General features: G+C 68.1%; 12 protein-coding genes and 1 tRNA gene. 12 read left to right on the top strand and 1 reads right to left on the bottom strand.

All coding sequences use genetic code 11. The features are described from left to right. The first annotated feature begins 159 nt into the window (after positions 1–159). From J2W14_RS04650 to J2W14_RS04630, 5 genes are all read left to right on the top strand, one after another. Complete coding sequence (locus tag J2W14_RS04650; RefSeq protein ID WP_307459046.1) at positions 160–1,047, top strand: TatD family hydrolase; 888 nt, start codon at positions 160–162, stop codon at positions 1,045–1,047. 305 nt (positions 1,048–1,352) lie between these two features. Beyond that, on the top strand, positions 1,353–2,510 hold the full coding sequence (locus J2W14_RS04645; RefSeq protein ID WP_307459044.1) for a resuscitation-promoting factor: 1,158 nt from the start codon (positions 1,353–1,355) through the stop codon (positions 2,508–2,510). Between the two features lie 178 nt (positions 2,511–2,688). Beyond that, the gene (gene rsmA, locus J2W14_RS04640; RefSeq protein WP_307459042.1) at positions 2,689–3,600 is read left to right on the top strand and encodes a 16S rRNA (adenine(1518)-N(6)/adenine(1519)-N(6))-dimethyltransferase RsmA; all 912 of its coding nucleotides are present in this window, start codon (positions 2,689–2,691) and stop codon (positions 3,598–3,600) included. Positions 3,601–3,681: 81 nt separating this feature from the next. Further along, positions 3,682–4,644, top strand: coding sequence for a 4-(cytidine 5'-diphospho)-2-C-methyl-D-erythritol kinase (locus J2W14_RS04635; RefSeq protein WP_307459040.1), 963 nt, complete (start codon positions 3,682–3,684; stop codon positions 4,642–4,644). A 98-nt stretch (positions 4,645–4,742) separates the two neighbouring features. Then, a complete protein-coding gene (locus J2W14_RS04630) occupies positions 4,743–6,572 on the top strand; it encodes an ABC-F family ATP-binding cassette domain-containing protein (protein ID WP_307459038.1) in 1,830 nt (609 codons plus the stop codon). A 247-nt stretch (positions 6,573–6,819) separates the two neighbouring features. On the opposite strand, the gene J2W14_RS04625 is transcribed toward J2W14_RS04630, so the two are convergent. Beyond that, on the bottom strand, positions 6,820–7,416 hold the full coding sequence (locus tag J2W14_RS04625; protein WP_307459406.1) for a TetR/AcrR family transcriptional regulator: 597 nt from the start codon (positions 7,414–7,416) through the stop codon (positions 6,820–6,822). 216 nt (positions 7,417–7,632) lie between these two features. On the opposite strand from J2W14_RS04625, the gene J2W14_RS04620 reads away from it, so the two are divergent. The 7 genes from J2W14_RS04620 to J2W14_RS04590 all read left to right on the top strand — a co-directional run bounded on the left by J2W14_RS04620 (position 7,633) and on the right by J2W14_RS04590 (position 17,586). Next, positions 7,633–7,704 (top strand) — tRNA-Gln (locus J2W14_RS04620). A gap of 212 nt (positions 7,705–7,916) precedes the next feature. Continuing rightward, on the top strand, positions 7,917–9,407 hold the full coding sequence (gene glmU, locus J2W14_RS04615) for a bifunctional UDP-N-acetylglucosamine diphosphorylase/glucosamine-1-phosphate N-acetyltransferase GlmU (RefSeq protein WP_307459033.1): 1,491 nt from the start codon (positions 7,917–7,919) through the stop codon (positions 9,405–9,407). A gap of 5 nt (positions 9,408–9,412) precedes the next feature. After that, on the top strand, positions 9,413–10,393 hold the full coding sequence (locus tag J2W14_RS04610; RefSeq protein ID WP_307459030.1) for a ribose-phosphate diphosphokinase: 981 nt from the start codon (positions 9,413–9,415) through the stop codon (positions 10,391–10,393). Positions 10,394–10,654: 261 nt separating this feature from the next. After that, a complete protein-coding gene (locus J2W14_RS04605; protein ID WP_307459026.1) occupies positions 10,655–11,257 on the top strand; it encodes a 50S ribosomal protein L25/general stress protein Ctc in 603 nt (200 codons plus the stop codon). A 107-nt stretch (positions 11,258–11,364) separates the two neighbouring features. After that, on the top strand, positions 11,365–11,952 hold the full coding sequence (pth, locus tag J2W14_RS04600; protein WP_307459023.1) for an aminoacyl-tRNA hydrolase: 588 nt from the start codon (positions 11,365–11,367) through the stop codon (positions 11,950–11,952). A 188-nt stretch (positions 11,953–12,140) separates the two neighbouring features. Further along, on the top strand, positions 12,141–14,885 hold the full coding sequence (locus J2W14_RS04595) for a helix-turn-helix transcriptional regulator (protein WP_307459020.1): 2,745 nt from the start codon (positions 12,141–12,143) through the stop codon (positions 14,883–14,885). After that, entirely contained in the window at positions 14,872–17,586 is a 2,715-nt protein-coding gene (locus J2W14_RS04590) for a LuxR C-terminal-related transcriptional regulator (protein ID WP_307459017.1), read from the top strand. The genes J2W14_RS04595 and J2W14_RS04590 overlap by 14 nt, the downstream gene beginning before the upstream one ends. Positions 17,587–18,059: the final 473 nt, after the last annotated feature.

Below are 18,059 nucleotides of genomic sequence, written 5' to 3'. Positions count from 1 at the left end.
AGAGAGTTCCGGGGAAATCTCCGGGGCTCTTTCAGACCGGAGCCGCCGCTCTTGCGGACCGGAGATAGCGCGGTCATGCGGACCGGAGATAGCGCGGTCATGTTAACTCGCGGGCCGGGCCGGTTCCTGCGGCCGCGGCGGCGCCGATAAGGTTGGAAGATGATCACCCCCCTGACGCCCCTCCCGTTCCGCGCGCCCGGCAGTGACGGCGCCGGCAGGCAGGGATATCCGCCGGCGCCGGAACCTCTTCCGGTGCCGGTCATGGACAACCACACCCACCTGGATTTCCCCACTGCGGACGTCACTGTCAGTGTCGCCGAAGCCCTGGATGCCGCCGAAGCCGTGGGGGTCCAGGGGGCCGTGCAGGTGGGGTGCGACCTGGAATCGTCCCGGTTCACCGTGCAGGCGGTCGAGCTGGATCCGCGGCTGCTGGGCGCCGTCGCCCTCCACCCCAATGACGCGCCTGCCTACGCCGCCCGCGGCGAACTGGAGGAGGCGCTGGCCGAGATCGAGGCCCTCGCAGCGCACCCGCGGATCCGGGCCATCGGCGAGACCGGCCTGGATTTCTACCGCACCGAGGGCGAGGGTCTGGCCCACCAGCGCTATTCCTTCCGGCGCCACATCGATATCGCCAAACGCCTTGGGTTGACACTGCAGATCCATGACCGTGACGCCCACGACGACGTCGTCCAGGTGCTGCGGGAGGAGGGCGCCCCCGACCGGGTGGTGTTCCATTGCTTCTCCGGCGGGGAGGAGCTGGCCCGGATCTGCAACAGCGAGGGCTGGTACATGTCCTTCGCCGGGACGCTGACCTTCAAGAACGCCGCCAATCTGCGCGCCGCCCTCGCCATCGCGGAGCCGGAGCGGATCCTGGTTGAAACCGACGCCCCGTTCCTCACCCCGCATCCGCACCGGGGCCGCCCCAACGCGAGCTATATGGTCCCCTACACCGTCCGGGCCATGGCCGAATTGACTGGATGGGAGCTCTCGGAAATGTGCTCCCGGATCGCCGGAAATACCGTGCAGGCATACGGATCCTGGGACTAAAGACCCGGAAATACCCCCAACGGGATAGATACCCGGTATGCACAATTTGTTGGCTGCTTTATAACGCTCCGGTTACAGTGGACAACTATTAGCCGGGGTCGGGGAAGGCCTTCGGAAAATTTCACTCCTGCAGGGCGCGCATCGTGGCGAACGAACCATATGCGCGCTCTCGTTTGTGACTATGGCAGTGCACACAGCTTCCGCTGACAAAACGCACCCCCGCGGTGCGGCCTTCGGGCTGTCCGCGGCGGGTGGAGCTGTGCACTTTTCCCCGTGCCCGGATGGTCCAAAAGATATGGGCAATCGTGGTCAAGTTCTTTACATCGGATGGCAAGTTCAGCTTCGTCAAGGTCGGCACGCAGCTCGTGGTGCTCGTGGCCCTCGTGCTGGGGCTCGTCGCCTTCGTCGGCAACAACAAGACAGTCACCCTTAACGTCGACGGCAAAGTGAGTTCAGTCCAGACCTTCGGCGGCACTGTCGGCCAGGTCGTGAAGGCCGCCAACCTTGAACTCCAGTCCTCCGACCGGATCACGCCGGCTGCTGATTCCCACGTCCGGGACGGTTCCATCATCAACGTCAATCTCGCCAAGGCCGTCAAGGTCAGCCTGGACGGCGCGGAGCGGACCATCAGCACCACCTCGCCCACGGTGGAGGGGCTAGTGACCGAGCTCGGCGTCGCCAGCGCCTCCGAGCTGTCCGTTCCGAAGGACGCGCAGCTTGCCGTCTCCGGTTCCTTCGTGTCCATCTCGACGCCGAAGTCCGTGAGCATCGTTGCTGACGGCAAGGCCGACAAGACCACCACGACAGCCGCCAACGTCGGCCAGCTGCTCGCGGACGCCGGCATCGCGCTGGGCGCCAGCGACCGCGTCTCGCAGCCGGGGAACGCGCCGGTCGTCAACGACATGGTCATCAAGGTGTCCCGCGTGGACGTCAGCCAGACGGCAGAAGCGGCCGAAGCCGTGCCGTTCGAAACCCTCACCACGGAGGACGCCGGCCTGACCGCGGGGGAAAAGAAGGTCACCCAGGCAGGAGTGGCCGGCACCATCAACAAGAGCTTCAAGCTCGTCCTCGTCGACGGCCGTGAAGCCTCCCGCACCCTGGTGTCCCAGACCGTCAGCGCGCAGCCGGTCACCGAGAAGATCACCCTCGGCACCAAACCGAAGCCGAAGCCGGCAGCCCAGGCCGGCGCCAACACCGGCGTCGGAGCCCCTGCCATGATGAACGAAGCCATGTGGGACAAAATCGCGCAGTGCGAGTCCACCGGCAACTGGTCCATCAACAACGGCAACGGCTACTACGGCGGACTGCAGTTCGACATCCGGACCTGGCTCGGAGCCGGCGGCGGCACGTACGCCCCGAACGCCAGCCTGGCCACCAAGGCCCAGCAGATCGACATCGCCAACCGCGTCTACGCGCAGCGCGGCCTGCAGCCCTGGGGCTGCGGCTGGGCAGCCTCAAGCTAGGGGAGCTACCAGCTAGGGGAGCCACCCCGGCCCCGGCTGAGGGTGATGTGACGAGGTATCAAATCGCAGGGTTTCCGCAGCGGCTGACCACGGCAGCGGATGCCCGGCGAAGGCCGGGTCCGGTTTTCGGACCCGGCCTTCGCCATGCCCGGACCCGCCCGCGGGATAGGATACCTAGGTGACTGAACCGACCCCCTCCGCGCCAGGCAGTGCCCCCAGCAGTACGCCGGCCAGCGCGCCCCCGCCCCTGATGGGGGCCTCCGACATCCGCAGGCTGGCCGAGGAGATCGGGGTCCGCCCCACGAAGACCCTCGGCCAGAACTTCGTCATCGACGGCAACACCATCCGCCGGATTGTCGCCGCCGCGGACATCCACCCGGACGAGACGGTCCTGGAAGTCGGGCCCGGGCTGGGCTCCCTGACCCTGGGCCTGCTCGACGCCGCCCGCTCGGTTGTCGCCGTGGAGATCGATCCGGTTCTCGCCGCCAAACTTCCGGCCACCGTCACGGAATGGCGCCCGGACGCCGTCGGGAACTTCCACCTGGTCCTCGCCGACGCCATGCGGGTCACCGAACTCCCCGTGGAGCCGACCGCGCTCGTGGCGAATCTTCCGTACAACGTCGCCGTGCCGGTGGTCCTGCACCTGCTGCAGCGCTTCCCGAGCCTCCGCCACGGTCTGGTCATGGTCCAGGACGAGGTGGCGGACCGGCTCGCGGCCGGGCCGGGGTCCAAGACCTACGGAGTCCCCTCGGTCAAGGCCGCCTGGTACAGCAGCATGCGAAAGGCCGGGGTCATCGGCATGAACGTGTTCTGGCCCGCGCCCAAGATCCACTCCGGCCTCGTGGCGTTCACCCGCCGGGAACCGCCCGTCACCACGGCCACCCGCGAACAGGTTTTCGCGGTCATCGATGCCGCCTTCGCACAGCGCCGCAAGACCCTTCGCGCCGCCCTGGCCGGATGGGCCGGGAGCGCTGCGGAGGCCGAACGGTGCCTGCGGGCCGCCGGCATCGATCCCACCGCCCGCGGCGAGGTCATCGACATCGCGGCGTTCTCCCGGATCGCCGAAGCCCACGCGCGGCCGGCTCCCTGACACCGGCGGCAGCCCCGAAACGGTCATGCCGGTCCGGCGCCGTGCTTGGAGCCTGACCCCGCCATGCCATAGCGTGGAGCCATGAACGCAGTGAGAGGGCGCTTTGCCGCGAGGACTGTCCGGGTCAAGGCCCCCGGCAAGGTTAACGTCTCACTCGATGTCGGGCCCCTGCGCGCCGACGGCTACCATTCGGTCGCCAGCGTCTACCTCGCGGTGTCCCTCTATGAAGAAGTCGCCGCCACCAGCACGGACACCGGGCAGATAACCGTCAGCATCAGCCCGGCGAGCACCCTCGACCTCGACGGCGTCGACATTCCCCTGGATGAGCGCAACCTGGCCTACAAAGCCGCCGCGATCATGGCTGATGTCTCGGAACACTCCACCGGCGTCCACCTCGAAATCACGAAACGGGTGCCCGTGGCCGGAGGCATGGGCGGCGGCTCCGCGGACGCGGCAGCGACCCTGCTGGCCTGTGACGCGCTCTGGAACAGCGGGCTGTCACGCGAGGAGCTCGCGCACCTGGCCGCGGAACTTGGCGCCGACGTGCCCTTCTCCCTGCTGGGCGGCACCGCCGTCGGGCTCGGTCTCGGCGACGAACTCTCGCCGGCCCTCGTCAAGGCCCAGACCGACTGGGTCCTGGTGGCCGCGGACTTCGGCCTGCCCACCCCGGATGTCTACCGGGCCCTGGACCGGCTCCGCGCCGCCGAAGAAGCGGAGATCGAGGAGCCCGCGGCGGTGGACCCGATGGTCCTGCAGGCCCTGCGGGCGGGCGATGCCGATGCCTTGAGCCGGGTGCTGGTCAACGACCTCCAGCGCGCCTCGATTGAGCTGGCGCCAAGCCTGCGGGACACCCTCGGGCTCGGTGAGTCCCTGGGGGCGATCGCCGGGATCGTGTCCGGTTCCGGACCCACGGTCGCGCTGCTGGCACACAGCCCGGCGGCCGCCGAGGGACTGGCGGAGGACCTCCGGCACCATGGCCTGGATGCCATGGCGGTGCACGGCCCGGTTCACGGGGCGCGCATCATCTCCGATACGCTCCTTTAATAGGATTGTCGTGATCAGCACGACGTCAGTGGGCTTGGGCCGATCAAGCCTGGGCACATTTGCTCGGCATAATTTTTTCTCTAGGAAAGCAGTTCCCAGTGGCACACCTGCTCGGCGGCGAGAACCTCATGGTCTCGTATGCAACCCGTACCGTTCTTAACGGCGTCACCGTTGGGCTCGAAGAAGGCGACCGGATCGGCATGGTCGGCCGCAACGGCGACGGCAAATCGACGCTGATGCGCCTGCTGGCAATGCGCGCCACCCCCGACTCCGGCCGGGTGACCAAGCGCAGCGAGGTCAACATCGGCTACCTGGACCAGAGCGACGTGCTCGACGGCGACCTTACCGTCGGCGCCGCGATCGTCGGTGACCAGGCCGACTACGAATGGGCCCGGAATCCCCAGATCCGCGAAGTGATGGGCGGACTCGTGTCCGACGTCGACTGGCACGCCAACGTCCACGCCCTCTCCGGCGGGCAGAAGCGGCGCGTGGCGCTGGCCAAGCTGCTGATCGAGGACCACGACGTCATCATGCTCGACGAGCCCACCAACCACCTCGACGTCGAAGGCGTCGCGTGGCTGTCCCGGCACCTGAAGACCCGGTGGCGGGCCAACCAGGGCGCCTTCCTCGTCGTGACCCACGACCGCTGGTTCCTCGACGAGGTCTGTACCAAGACCTGGGAAATCCACGACGGCATCATGGACCCGTTCGACGGCGGTTACGCCGCCTATGTGCTGGCCCGCGCCGAACGTGACCGCTCCGCTTCCGTGGTGGAAAGCAAGCGCCAGATGCTCGTGAAGAAGGAGCTCGCCTGGCTCCGGCGCGGCGCCCCGGCCCGCACCGCCAAGCCCAAATTCCGGATCGAGGCGGCCAACGCCCTGATCGCGGATGTCCCCGAGCCGCGCGACTCGACGGCCCTGAGCAAGATGGCCACCGCCCGGCTCGGCAAGGACGTGCTGGACCTGGAGCATGTCTCCCTCGACTTCCTCGGCGGCGAGCCCGGGCAGAAACTCTTCGACAACATCACCCTGCGGCTCGCCCCCGGTGAACGGCTGGGCCTGGTCGGCGTCAACGGCGCCGGCAAGACCACCCTGCTGAAGCTCCTCAACGGCGAGATCCAGCCCAGCTCCGGGAAGGTCAAACGCGGCAAGACGGTTGTCACCGCGGTCCTCACCCAGGAGGTCAAGGAACTCGATGACGTCTCGGACCTGCGCGTGATCGAAGTGATCGAGCGCGAAAAGCGCTCCTTCAACGTCGGCGGCAAGGAATTCACCGCGGGCCAGCTCGTGGAGCAGCTGGGATTCACCAACGAGAAGCAGTGGACCCCGGTCAAGGACCTCTCCGGTGGGGAACGCCGGCGCCTGCAGCTCCTGCGCCTGCTGGTGGGGGAGCCCAACGTGCTGATGCTCGATGAGCCCACCAACGACCTCGACACCGATACCCTGGCCGCCGTCGAGGACGTGCTGGACGGCTGGCCGGGCACGCTCGTCGTCGTCAGCCACGACCGCTACCTGCTGGAACGCGTCACGGACCACCAGATGGCGCTCCTGGGCGACGGCAAGATCCGTGCCCTGCCGCGCGGTGTGGACCAGTACCTGGAACTGCGCGAAGCGGCGCTGGCCGGCTCCACCATCACCGGCGGCGGCAACCCGGTCACTGCCGCCAGCGGCCCGTCCGCCCCCGCCGTGGCCGGAGCCTCGGAAGCCGAAAAACGGGACGCCCGCAAGGCCAAGAACCGGATCGACCGCCAGCTGGGCAAGCTCAAGCAGCAGGAGGACAAGATCCACGCCCAGATGACCGCGGCGGCCGCCGACGGCTCCGCCGCGGGCAAACTCGCCGAGCTCAACAAGAAGCTCAAGGATCTCGCCGTCGAACGCGAGGCCCTCGAACTCGAATGGCTGGGAGCACTCGAAGTCCTCGGCGAGTAGCAGCCCGGGCCCGCCCGGATCCTCCCGGGCCAGCCCGGAGGGACATGCCCGGTGTGTTGCGGCACGGCTGGACATGCCCAGCGTGTTCCGTGACCAGTTCACCGGCACGGCTGGACATGCCCCTCGGGCGACCCAAATCCCTCTGGACATGTCCCCTGCGGCACGCGACGGTTGGACATAGGCGTGCTATGTCCAGTCCTTGGGCCCAGGGGAGGGCATGTCCCGCGGGGGGCCGCCGGACGGGGCACTAGTCGCTGCGGAGTTCGGGGTCTTTTTGGAGTCCGGTGAGGCCGTTCCAGGCGAGGTTGACCAGGTGGGCGGCGACTTCGCGCTTGTCCGGAGTCCGGCTGTCCTGCCACCACTGGCCCGTCATCGCCACCATTCCGACCAGCATCTGCGCGTACATGGCGCCGTCGGCCGAGGTGAAGCCACGCCGGGCGAACTCGTCGGCCAGGATGTACTCCACGCGGGCCGTGACGTGCGAGAGCAGGGTGGAGAAGGCGCCTTCGGGCTGCGTCGGCGGGGCGTCGCGCATGAGGATGCGGAAGCCCTCGGTGCGGTCCTCGATGTAACTCAGCAGGGCCAGGGCGGCCCGCTCGACCAAAACGCGCGGCTTCGCCTCCTCGGACAGCGCGTCGCTGATGGAACCCAGCAGGATCCGGAACTCGCAGTCAACGACCTGCGTATACAGGCCCTCCTTGGAGCCGAAGTGCTCGTAGATCACCGGTTTGGACACGCCCGCGGCGGCGGCGATCTCCTCGATCGTGGTCCCGTCCAGCCCGCGGAGGGCGAAGAGCGCCCGGCCGATGCCGATGAGCTGGTTGCGGCGCTGGGGCCCCGTCATCCGGACCCGGGGTACGTAGCCGGCGGACCGTGCCGGCCTGCCGTTGCGGCCCTCCGCCCCTCCGGGCGCCCCTGTGCTGTTGCTCACAGCTCCATCATGCCCCACATCATCCGCCGGGAGGGGTGCCGCCGGGCCCCGTCCGCGGCGCCAGCACGTGGCGGCAACGCAGTGTGGCAGAATTGACTCTCGTGCCGCAGGCTCAGTGCCTTGGCATGGTCCGCCCTGGTGTAATGGCAGCACCCCGGCCTTTGGAGCCGTGGAGTATAGGTTCGAGTCCTATGGGCGGAACTGCCGTGCGTCGCGGGGGCCGGGAAACGGCACCCGCCGGGCGCGGCCCGGTGTGAGTCCAGTAGGATGAATCCGGTGCCGTGACCGAAGTCCGGCCCGCCCAAACCGTGCGGATCCGGCAACCGAGGTGCACCAGCTGGCCTCAGCCGCCGGCCACCCGGATTTACCAAGCAGCGGCATGCGCTAAGCCACTGAGCAAGGAGAGCCCGTACGTGAGCCCCGAGAACACCGGCCCAGCCGCCGTCATCGTCCTAGCTGCAGGTGCCGGTACCCGGATGAAGTCCCGTACCCCCAAAATCCTCCACGAGATCGGCGGCCGGTCCCTCGTCGGCCACGCGCTGCACGCCGCCCGCACTATCCGGCCGCAGGAGCTGGCCCTCGTTGTCCGGCATGAGCGCGACCTCGTTGCCGCCCACATCGCCGACATCGACCCGGCCGCGCTGATCGTCGACCAGGACGAGGTGCCCGGCACCGGCCGCGCCGTGGAGGCCGCCCTCGAGGCCCTGGACGCGCTGCACCCGCAGCGGCAGCTCAGCGGAACGGTCGTCGTCACCTACGGCGACGTCCCGCTGCTCACCGGCGGGCTGCTCGCCGAGCTCGTCGCCAGCCACGAGGCCGGGCACAACGCCGTCACCGTCCTGACCGCCGTCCTGTCCGACGCCACCGGCTACGGCCGCATCCTGCGGGCTGCGGACGGAACGGTCACCGGCATCCGGGAGCACAAGGACGCCACCGACGCCGAACGTGACATCCGGGAGGTCAACTCCGGCATCTACGCCTTCGACGCCGCCGTGCTCCGCGATTCGCTGGCCCACGTCACCACCGACAACGCCCAGGGCGAGAAGTACCTCACGGACGTGCTGGCCCTGGCCCGTGCCGCCGGAGGCCGCGTCGCCGCCGTCGTGACCGAAGACCGCTGGCAGGTCGAGGGCGCCAACGACCGGGTCCAGCTCTCGGCCCTCGGCGCGGAACTCAACCGGCGCACGGTCGAAGCCTGGATGCGGGCCGGTGTCACCGTCGTCGACCCGGCCACCACCTGGATCGACGCCACCGTCACCCTCGACGAGGACGTCCGGCTGCTGCCCAACACCCAGCTCCACGGCGCCACCACGGTGGCGCGCGACGCCGTCGTCGGCCCCGACAGCACCCTCACCGACGTCCAGGTGGGGGAGGGCGCCAAGGTGATCCGCACGCACGGATCCGGCTCCACGATCGGCGCCAAGGCGAGCGTCGGCCCGTTCACTTACCTGCGCCCCGGCACCGTCCTCGGCGAGACCGGCAAGATCGGCGCCTTCTACGAGACCAAGAACGTCACCATCGGCCGTGGCTCCAAACTGTCCCATCTCGGCTATGCCGGCGACGCCGAGATCGGTGAGGACACGAACATCGGCTGCGGCAACATCACCGCGAACTACGACGGCGAGAAGAAGCACCGCACGGTCATCGGCTCGGGCGTCCGCACCGGGTCCAACACCGTGTTCGTGGCTCCCGTCCAGGTCGGTGACGGCGCCTACAGCGGTGCCGGCGCGGTGATCCGCCGCGACGTGCCGCCCGGCGCCCTGGTCCTTTCCCTAGCCCAGCAGCAGAACACCGAGGGCTGGGTCCTGGCGAACCGCCCGGATTCGATTTCCGCGTCCCTGGCCGCGGCCGCCGGCGCCACCACGACTTCCTCCAGTACTCCGGCATCTACAGAAGAGGGCTAGCAACAATGAGCGAAATTACGGCACGCGGCGAGAAGAAGCTGGTGCTTGCCGCTGGGCGCGCGCACCCCGAGCTGGCGAGGGAAATCGCCAAGGAGCTCGGCACCGAGCTGCTGCCCCTGGATGCCTACGACTTCGCCAACGGCGAGATCTACGTCCGGGCCGGGGAGAGCGTCCGCGGCACCGACGCCTTCGTCATCCAGGCGCACCCCGCCCCGCTGAACAACTGGCTGATGGAACAGCTCATCATGATCGATTCGCTCAAGCGGGCCTCCGCCAAGCGCATCACCGTCGTGTCGCCGTTCTACCCGTACGCCCGGCAGGACAAGAAGGGCCGCGGCCGCGAGCCGATCTCCGCCCGCCTGATCGCCGATCTGTACAAGACCGCCGGCGCTGACCGCATCATGAGCGTGGACCTGCACACCTCGCAGATCCAGGGCTTCTTCGACGGACCCGTCGACCACCTCATGGCCATCCCGCTGCTGGCGGACTACATCCGCACCCGCGTCGGCGCGGACGACATCACGGTGGTCTCCCCGGACACCGGCCGCGTCCGCGTTGCCGAGCAGTGGGCCGAGCGCCTCGGCGGCGCGCCGCTGGCGTTCGTGCACAAGAGCCGCGACCTGACCGTCCCGAACCAGGCGGTGTCCAAGACGGTCGTCGGCCAGATCGAGGGCCGCACCTGCGTCCTGATCGACGACATGATCGACACCGGGGGCACCATTTCCGGTGCGGTCCAGGTGCTCAAGAACGCCGGGGCCAAGGACGTCATCATCGCGGCCACGCACGCCGTCTTCTCCGATCCCGCGGCCCAGCGGCTGTCCGAGTCCGGCGCCCGCGAGGTCGTCGTCACCAACACCCTCCCGATTGACGCCAGCAAGAGCTTCCCGCAGCTCACTGTGCTGTCCATCGCGCCGCTGATCGCCCGCGCCATCCGCGAAGTGTTCGACGACGGCTCCGTCACCAGCCTGTTCGACGGCAACGCCTGACCCCCGGCCGGGCCCTGCCCGGCCGGTCGCCCGTGCGGGCACGTTTTCCTGAAACCGTGCCCGCGCTGGTAGCCTTGTACCGAAACCTTGGCGAGGGAGAGCGCCGGTAAGCCGTGATCACGGCTCACCGGACTGCTGGTCTCCGTTATCGACTGGGTCTGAATCTCCCTTCGGAAGGGCGGCCTCACGGCCACCCGGCGTTGAAGGTCGCAAACAGACCTCCGCCCTTGCTGACCACCGCTAGTCCACTAGGAGATGCCCATGTCTGAGCAGAAGCTCGCAGCAGAAGTACGCACCGAATTCGGCAAGGGCTTCGCCCGCCGCGCCCGCATGGAGGGCCTGATCCCGGCCGTCATCTACGGCCACGGCGCAGAGCCCATCCACATCACCCTGCCGTCGAAGTCCACCACCTTGGCCGTCCGCCGTGCCAACGCACTGCTGACCCTGGACATCAACGGTGAAAAGCACCTGGCCCTGGTCAAGGACATCCAGCGCGACCCGATCAAGCAGATCATCGAGCACCTCGACCTCCTGACCGTCCGTACCGGCGAAAAGGTCACCGTCGACGTTCCCGTTCACGTCACCGGCGAGCTGGCTCCGGGCAACGTGTACAACCAGGAAATGAACACCGTCTCCCTCGAGGCCGAGGCAACCCACCTGCCGACCGCCGTCGAGGTCAGCATCGAGGGCCGCACGGCCGGCGAGCACATCCACGCTTCCGACCTGGTCCTGCCGAAGGGCTCCGTCCTGCTGGCCGACGCCGAGGCCCTCGTCGTGCACATCTCCGAGGCCACTGAGGTCTCCGAGGAAGAAGCATCCGCCGACACCACCGAAGGTTCTTCGGTCGCAGAAGCAGCCGAGTAGTTCCGGCGATTTCCGGTGGCCGGGTCCCTTTGGGGCCCGGCCGCCGTCGTCTGCGCCGCCTGCCCGCCTGCCGCCCGCCCCGGACTGCCCCACCGAAGGACTGATCCATGACTGACACCTGGCTGATCGTAGGCCTCGGGAACCCCGGAGCCGAGTACGCCCACAACCGGCACAACGTCGGACAGATGGTCCTCGACGAACTCGCTTCCCGGATCGGGAGCGGCTTCAAGTCGCACAAGTCCCGGGCCCAGGTCCTGGAAGGCCGCCTTGGCATCGGCGGCCCGCGCGTGGTGCTGGCCAAGCCGCTGAGCTACATGAATGTCTCCGGCGGCGCGGTCTCGGCGCTTTGTAAGTTCTACGACATCGAGCCCGGCCACGTCATCGCCGTGCACGACGAAATCGACATTCCCTTTAATACGGTCAAGCTGAAGCTGGGCGGCGGCGAAGGGGGCCACAACGGGCTGCGCGACATTTCCAAGGCCCTCGCCACCAAGGACTACCTGCGGGTCCGGGTCGGCGTGGGACGCCCGCCGGGCAGGATGGACACCGCAGACTACGTGCTGAAGGACTTTTCCGGTTCCGAGAAGAAGGAACTGCCCTTCCTGATCGACTCCGCGGCAGACGCCGCGGAAGCCCTGGTCCGCGAGGGCCTGTTGGCGGCGCAGCAGCAGTTCCACCCGGCGAAGACGCCGTAGCCGGACAAACCCGGGAGCTCTCACCGCGGCGGACCGCGTCACGCCCCGCCGCAGACCCTCGAATTTCTTCCAAGCTTCCGGAAATGCCGATATGATCGCTCTACTCTCATGTCGGGGGATAGGGATACGCTACTTCTAAGCGGACGGTCTCAGGTTTGCTGTCCGCAAAGCGGTACGAAGGAAACAAGATGTCGAGGGATTCACTGGGCTGGGGGAATGTTTCCACTACATTGGCACCCGCCGAAGAAGGCACTGTAGCCGGTCCACTGGACCGGCACAGATGGTCAGGCCTCGCGCGCAGCGCCGACGCCGACCGGGTTCGCAGTGCCCTGCTCGCGGAGGACCGCGTGGGCGTGGTCATCACCGGCGACCGCGGGGTCGGCAAAACCCAGGTAGGACGTGCCGCCGTCGCGGGCTTCGGACCCGACGTCTATACCCTCCAGCTCCGCAGCTCCGGACCGGGCTCGGCCACGCCCTACGGTTGCCTGGCCTTCACGCTCGCCCGCCTGCCGCAAAGCTCCCTGGGTTCGCCGACAGCCATCCTGCACGGCATCACGTCCCTGATCCGCGACGACGCCGCCGGACGCAAGTGCGTCATTCTGCTGGATAACGCCGGAGCCCTGGACGAGTTGAGTACCGGAGTGCTGCTCAACCTGGTGCAGACCCGGACCGCGCGGCTCGTCGCCACCGTCCAGCGCACAACAGATCTTCCGCCGGACTTCTACTGGCTCATTACCTCCGGACAGCTGGCCGAGGTCCGGCTCGCCAACCTCACGGAGGTCGAAACCCTCGAGGTGCTTCAGGCAGCGCTGGGGCACAGGGTCTCCAGCGCCCTGGCCAGCCAGTTGCACAATCTGGTGGGCGGCAGCCCGACCCTGCTGCAGGCCGTGGTCTCGGAGCAGATCGAACGGGGCAACCTCGTGCTCTCAGGATCCGTCTGGACCCTCGTGGATGAGGTGGTCCTCGACGGGCGCACCGCACTGGAAGACATCGTCCGGGCCAGGTACGCCCGCGAAACCCCGGTGGCCCGGGAACTCATCGAGGTCCTGTCCTGTGCCCGCACCCTGCCGCTGGCACGGCTCGCGCGGATGTACAGCCCCGGCGTCATCGCCGACATGGAAGATGCCGGTCAGATCGTTGTCGACCGGACGGGCCGGCACCTCGTTTCGCTCGGGGACCGCTATCTGGGCGACATCGTCCGCAACTGGCTCAGTGTGGAGCGCAGGCTGGAGTTGCGGGACAAGGTGCCGGGGCACCAGCAGGACGAGCTCAACGAGCTGACCGTGGAGGACCTGCTGGCCTACGCGGCCTGGACCCACGACTGCGATGCGCCCCTTGCGCCCGCCCACGCCGTGGCCGCCGCCGGAGCGGCCGTCAAACTCTTTGACCCGAAGTTCGCGCTCAAATGCGCTGGCAGCCTGAGTCCGAAGGATCCGGAATGGACCGAGGGCCAGCTGCAGAAATCCGCAGCCTACCTTCAGCTGGGGCTTCCCCTGCAGGCCATGGCGGCCCTGGACGACGTGTCCGAGGCGCAGCTCGGCGCCCTCGGCGCCGAGGCTTACGCGGAACTGATCGCCGCGAAGGCGGACTGCATGTCCTGGCTCCCGGGCCGGGCCGGTGAGGTCCCTGAGCTGCTCCGGCAGGCCCGGTTGCGGCTCGGCGAGCTGGCCGGGGAGCTGCCGGCGAGCTCGCCCCAAGGGCTGACCCGGGCCCGGCTGTGCCTGGACCTCTGCGAATTCAACTACCTTTCCTTCGTCGGCGACTACACGCCCATGATGGACCGGCTCAGTGCAGCGGCCTCCTCGGACGTCGATGACGCCGATCCGGTGCACCGGCTCAGGTCCGGCATCATCCTGATGGAAGCCCTCTGCATGACGGGCAAGGAGGTCGAGGCCCGCAGGCTGATGCGCGAGATCGGCGGACAGCTGGGGGAATGGTCCAACGTTCCGCGGATCCGGGAAAACTATGCGTGGCGGTCCTTCAACGTGCTGCTCCTGTCCGGATTCTGGCGCCAGAGCATCGACATGCTCAAGGACGCCAGCGGCCGGGCCGGCCACGGGCTGCATTCCGGCAGCGCGCCCACCGATCTGGCCGTCGGTCTCGCTTATGTATACGCGGGCCGCGGCTACATGGCCCTGGACCCGCTCCTGGCCGCGATCGCGCAGCTCGAAGTACGGGCCAGCCTGCACTCGCTGCGGCAGGCCTACGCAGCCACCGCCTTTGCCTACGCCCAGACCGGGAACTCTGTGCAGGCCACTGTTTACCTGGACCGAGCCCGGTCAGCGGACGGCCCCGCGCGTTTCGCGGTCCGAAGTTCCGCGGACTTCTGCATGGACATGGCCTCGCGCTGGCTGGGAGACCCGGAGGCGAAGGACCGGCTGGTGCACGCGGCCGAGGAACATTACCGGGCGGGCCGGTACACTCTGGCCGGCATCTTCATGCTCGGCGCGACGGTCAACGGCACCACCAAGGATTTCCAGTTCCTGGAGGACATCGCGGCGTTGCGGCAGGGGCCCCTCGCGGAGCTGTCCCGGACCATTGCCGTGGGCAGCCGCAAGAAGGACGCCACCATTATGCTTGAGGCGGCCAGCCAGGCCGCGGCCATGGAACTCGACGCTGTCCAGGCCAGATGCGCCGCCCTCGCCTTCGACTTTGCCAAGGCCGCGGGGCTGAGCGGGAAGGCCAGCGCCGCCCACGCCATCCTCGAGGGCCTCGCGGATTCCCTGCCGGCGCTGCCGATCATCCCCAGGAACAAGGGGCCGCTGCTCACGGACCGGGAGCGGCAGATCGCCACCCTCGCCGGCAACGGGGTTTCCAACAAGGACATTGCCCTGGCCATCGGCATCTCTGTGCGGACGGTGGAAGGCCACCTTTACCAGGTGTTCACCAAGCTGGGAGTTTCTTCGCGAAGTGATCTGCTTGGACTCATCTAGGAACCGCGCGGTCGCCCCCGAGCCGGCGGAGGCCCCCAGAGCCCTGACCGGGCGGGCGGAGGACCTGCGGTCGGCGGTGGAGGCCATCCAGGGGAGTACCCACGTTGCCGTGCTGCTGCTCGGCGACAGCGGGATCGGCAAATCCACTCTTCTGGACGCCGTGGTGGCCGAACTGCAGTCGGCCGTGACGCCCGTCCGCATCCACGGCAGCCCTTCGCTGGCGAATGTGCCCTACGGCGTGCTGGGTCCCTTTATTGTCGGGCTGCCCGTGCAGGAGGCCACCTCACAACTGGCGGTGCTCAGGACCTTCTGGTCGCGGCTGGAGGAAGAGCGCCGCACTTCCCAGAAGCCACTGCTGCTGGTCGTCGACGACGCCCATGACCTTGACGAGTCGACCGCCGGAATCCTGGTGGAACTCGCCGCTGCCGGCTGGGCGAAACTGCTTGTTGCCTCGGCCACCAGGCCCGGGTTGCCGGAACCGCTGCTGCAGCTGTGGTTTGAGGGGATAGCGGAACGCATTGACCTCCGTCCCCTGAGCCAGCAGCAGACCTACGACATCCTCGAGCACACGCTGGGGTCCCAGATCCTGCCCAGTGTTGCCGAAGTCCTCTGGGAGGCTTCCGAGGGCAACCCGCTGCTGCTTAGCGGTCTCATTGACGACGCGAAGAGCGACGGCACGCTGCTGCAACGCAACGGCGTGTGGCTGCTCGCCCGTCCGCTCAACAGCCACGGTGACCGCTTGACCGACGTCGTGCGCCGGCAGTTGCTCCGGCGTTCCCCGAAGGAGCGCCAGGCACTGAACCTGATTGCCCTGGCGGAGCCGGTGTCACGCGACTTGATTGAGGCCACGGTGGGCGAAGACCCGGTGGCGGCCCTCATCGAACACGAGATGATCCGGGTGACACCGGCACCGCACCCGCAGTTGAGGCTCTGGCACTCCATTTACGGCGACACGCTGCGCAACCTGATTTCGCCGGCCCGCAGCCTCCAGCTCCGGCAGAGCCTCCTGAAGCTCATGGACAACGAACCGACGTCGGCAGAGGGCCTCTTGCGCCAGGTGAGCTGGTCGATTGCATGCGGAGCGGAGGTTGAGGACCGGCAGCTGCTGCGGGCAGCAGTGCTGGCCAGCCGGCTCCACGAGGATGAACTGGCACGCAAAGCCGCCGTTCTGGTCAAGGACCCCGAATTGCAGGTGGCTGCGCGGGCCGTGATCGCACGGACCTATTTCAACACCTCGGACTACGCGTCCGCCCGGGACATCCTGGATGCCGACTTCGCCAAGGGCCTCAGCGTGGCGGTCCTCCTCACCGGAACGATGATGTGGGCTGCGGTGCAGGCTGCCCTGGGCCAGGCGCCTGCCGACATCATGGACCGTGCGAGAGCCCTCCTGGAAGCAGGGGAGCAGCTGGCCCGGGACAACCCGGACGATGCCGAGGGAATCCTCGCCGCAACCCGGGAACGCTATGCGACGATTCACGCCATGGTGTTCGCGCTGGCGGGGGAATATCCGGCCGGTGCCGGCACGGAAGCCGAAGCGGAGTCCGGCGCGCAGCCGCCGCCAGGTAACGCCCTGGAGGCTGCGTTCCGGCTGGCGCTGACCTCGGAAAGGCTCCTCGTGCAGGGCAAAGCGGTCCAGTCGTTCGCTGCGGTGTCCGAGGCCCTGGAAAGCGCGGGCGCCGGATACGACGAACTGTATTACCTCGCCGAATTCCTCGTGGCGCGGGCAGCAGCGGCCGCGATCCACGGCGGCGACTGGGAAGCCGCCGAAAACCTCCTGGCCGGTGTAGCCGCCGGACCGGGACTGAACCTCATCTCGTTCGGCGGCGGAGTTCATGCGGCGCACGGCATCATCCTGCTGTACCAAGGCAGGGCCGCCCAGGCCGTGAACACCCTCAGCGCGGCCCTGGAATCACTGCGGCTCGCGGATCCCCAGCAACTCTTCGCCCTCACCTCCTCGATGGCCTTCGCGGCCGCCGCCGAAGTCGGCGACAAGGACAAGGCTGCGGCATTCCTCGCCGACTACGAAGCCGCTCCGCGTGCGGTGTCACGGTACCTGCGCGTCCTCTCGCAGATGGCAGTCACGTACGGAAAGGCCCGCCTGGGCAACTATCCGGGCGCCGTCGACGAGTTGCGGGCGCTGGGCCGGCCCCACGGCGACGATTCCACGGCAGGCCTTGAGTTCGACTCGCTTGCCTTCTGCCTGGCACTGGGGGACCGGGACGCAGCCACCCGCCTGCTGGAACTGCAACCGGAACTGGAAGGCCCCAGGGCCGCCGCGATCTGCCACTATGCGGCGGCGGTTAGCACTGATCTGCCCGCCGACTATCTGGAGGCTGGCAAGAGCTGCGAAGACGCCGAGCTGTGGGGCTTCGCGGCGCTCGCCTATGATGCGGCTGCGATCGGCTACCGGGCAGCCGGCGACACCCTGCGCGAACGCATGGCGATGTCCCAGCGGAAGCGGTGCCTTGACCGGGCAGACAGCATCACCGGCCAGGAAGCCGAAGCCGAAGCCGACGCCCTTGGCCTGCTGACGCGCCGGGAGCGCGACATCGTGGCGCTGGCAGTTCGCGGCCTGAGTGACCGCCAGATTGCCGCCGAACTGCAGGTATCCATCCGGACAGTCGAAGGCCACCTGTACCGCAGCTACGCCAAGCTCAATGTCAAAGGCAGGGACCAGTTGCCGGGAGTATCCTCGTCCTAGCCAGCCGGCTAGCCGGCTCCGGGGCAGAGCGGCCCTGCCGTTTTCCGGGTTCCCCGCCCTGCTGCCCACAGCGGCCCGGCACCGGCAACAGGCGCCACCTCCTGTCCTTCCCGCCGTGCGTAGCTCCGGGGGGCCGGCAAGTAGACATCGGACTGCCCGGGTATGGTGACCGCGTAGCCGGACTGCACAAGCGCCGCGAGCCGGGCGCCGTGGCAAGTACCCTCGACCACCGGTCCGAACCGAACCCGCCACGAATTCGAGTACGGACTACCGGTGTGCGGTTGGCGTCCGGTTCGCTAGATTGTAATCAGGCACCAGGAACCACCCGAAAAAACCACCCGACAAAGGACTTTGAACGTGGAGCCATCAACGCGGAAGCGGCCCGGGCAGATCGATGAAGCTGCCAGGACCGCCGGCGTGGGGAACGATGGTCCGCACTGGTGCAACAGACACTAAAAACGCTCCGAATAGGT

Source organism: Pseudarthrobacter oxydans (assembly GCF_030812335.1).
Taxonomy (GTDB): Bacteria; Actinomycetota; Actinomycetes; order Actinomycetales; family Micrococcaceae; genus Arthrobacter; species Arthrobacter oxydans_B.
The sequence above is the reverse complement of the archived record's forward strand: the minus strand, read 5'-3'. Positions and strand labels throughout refer to the sequence as shown.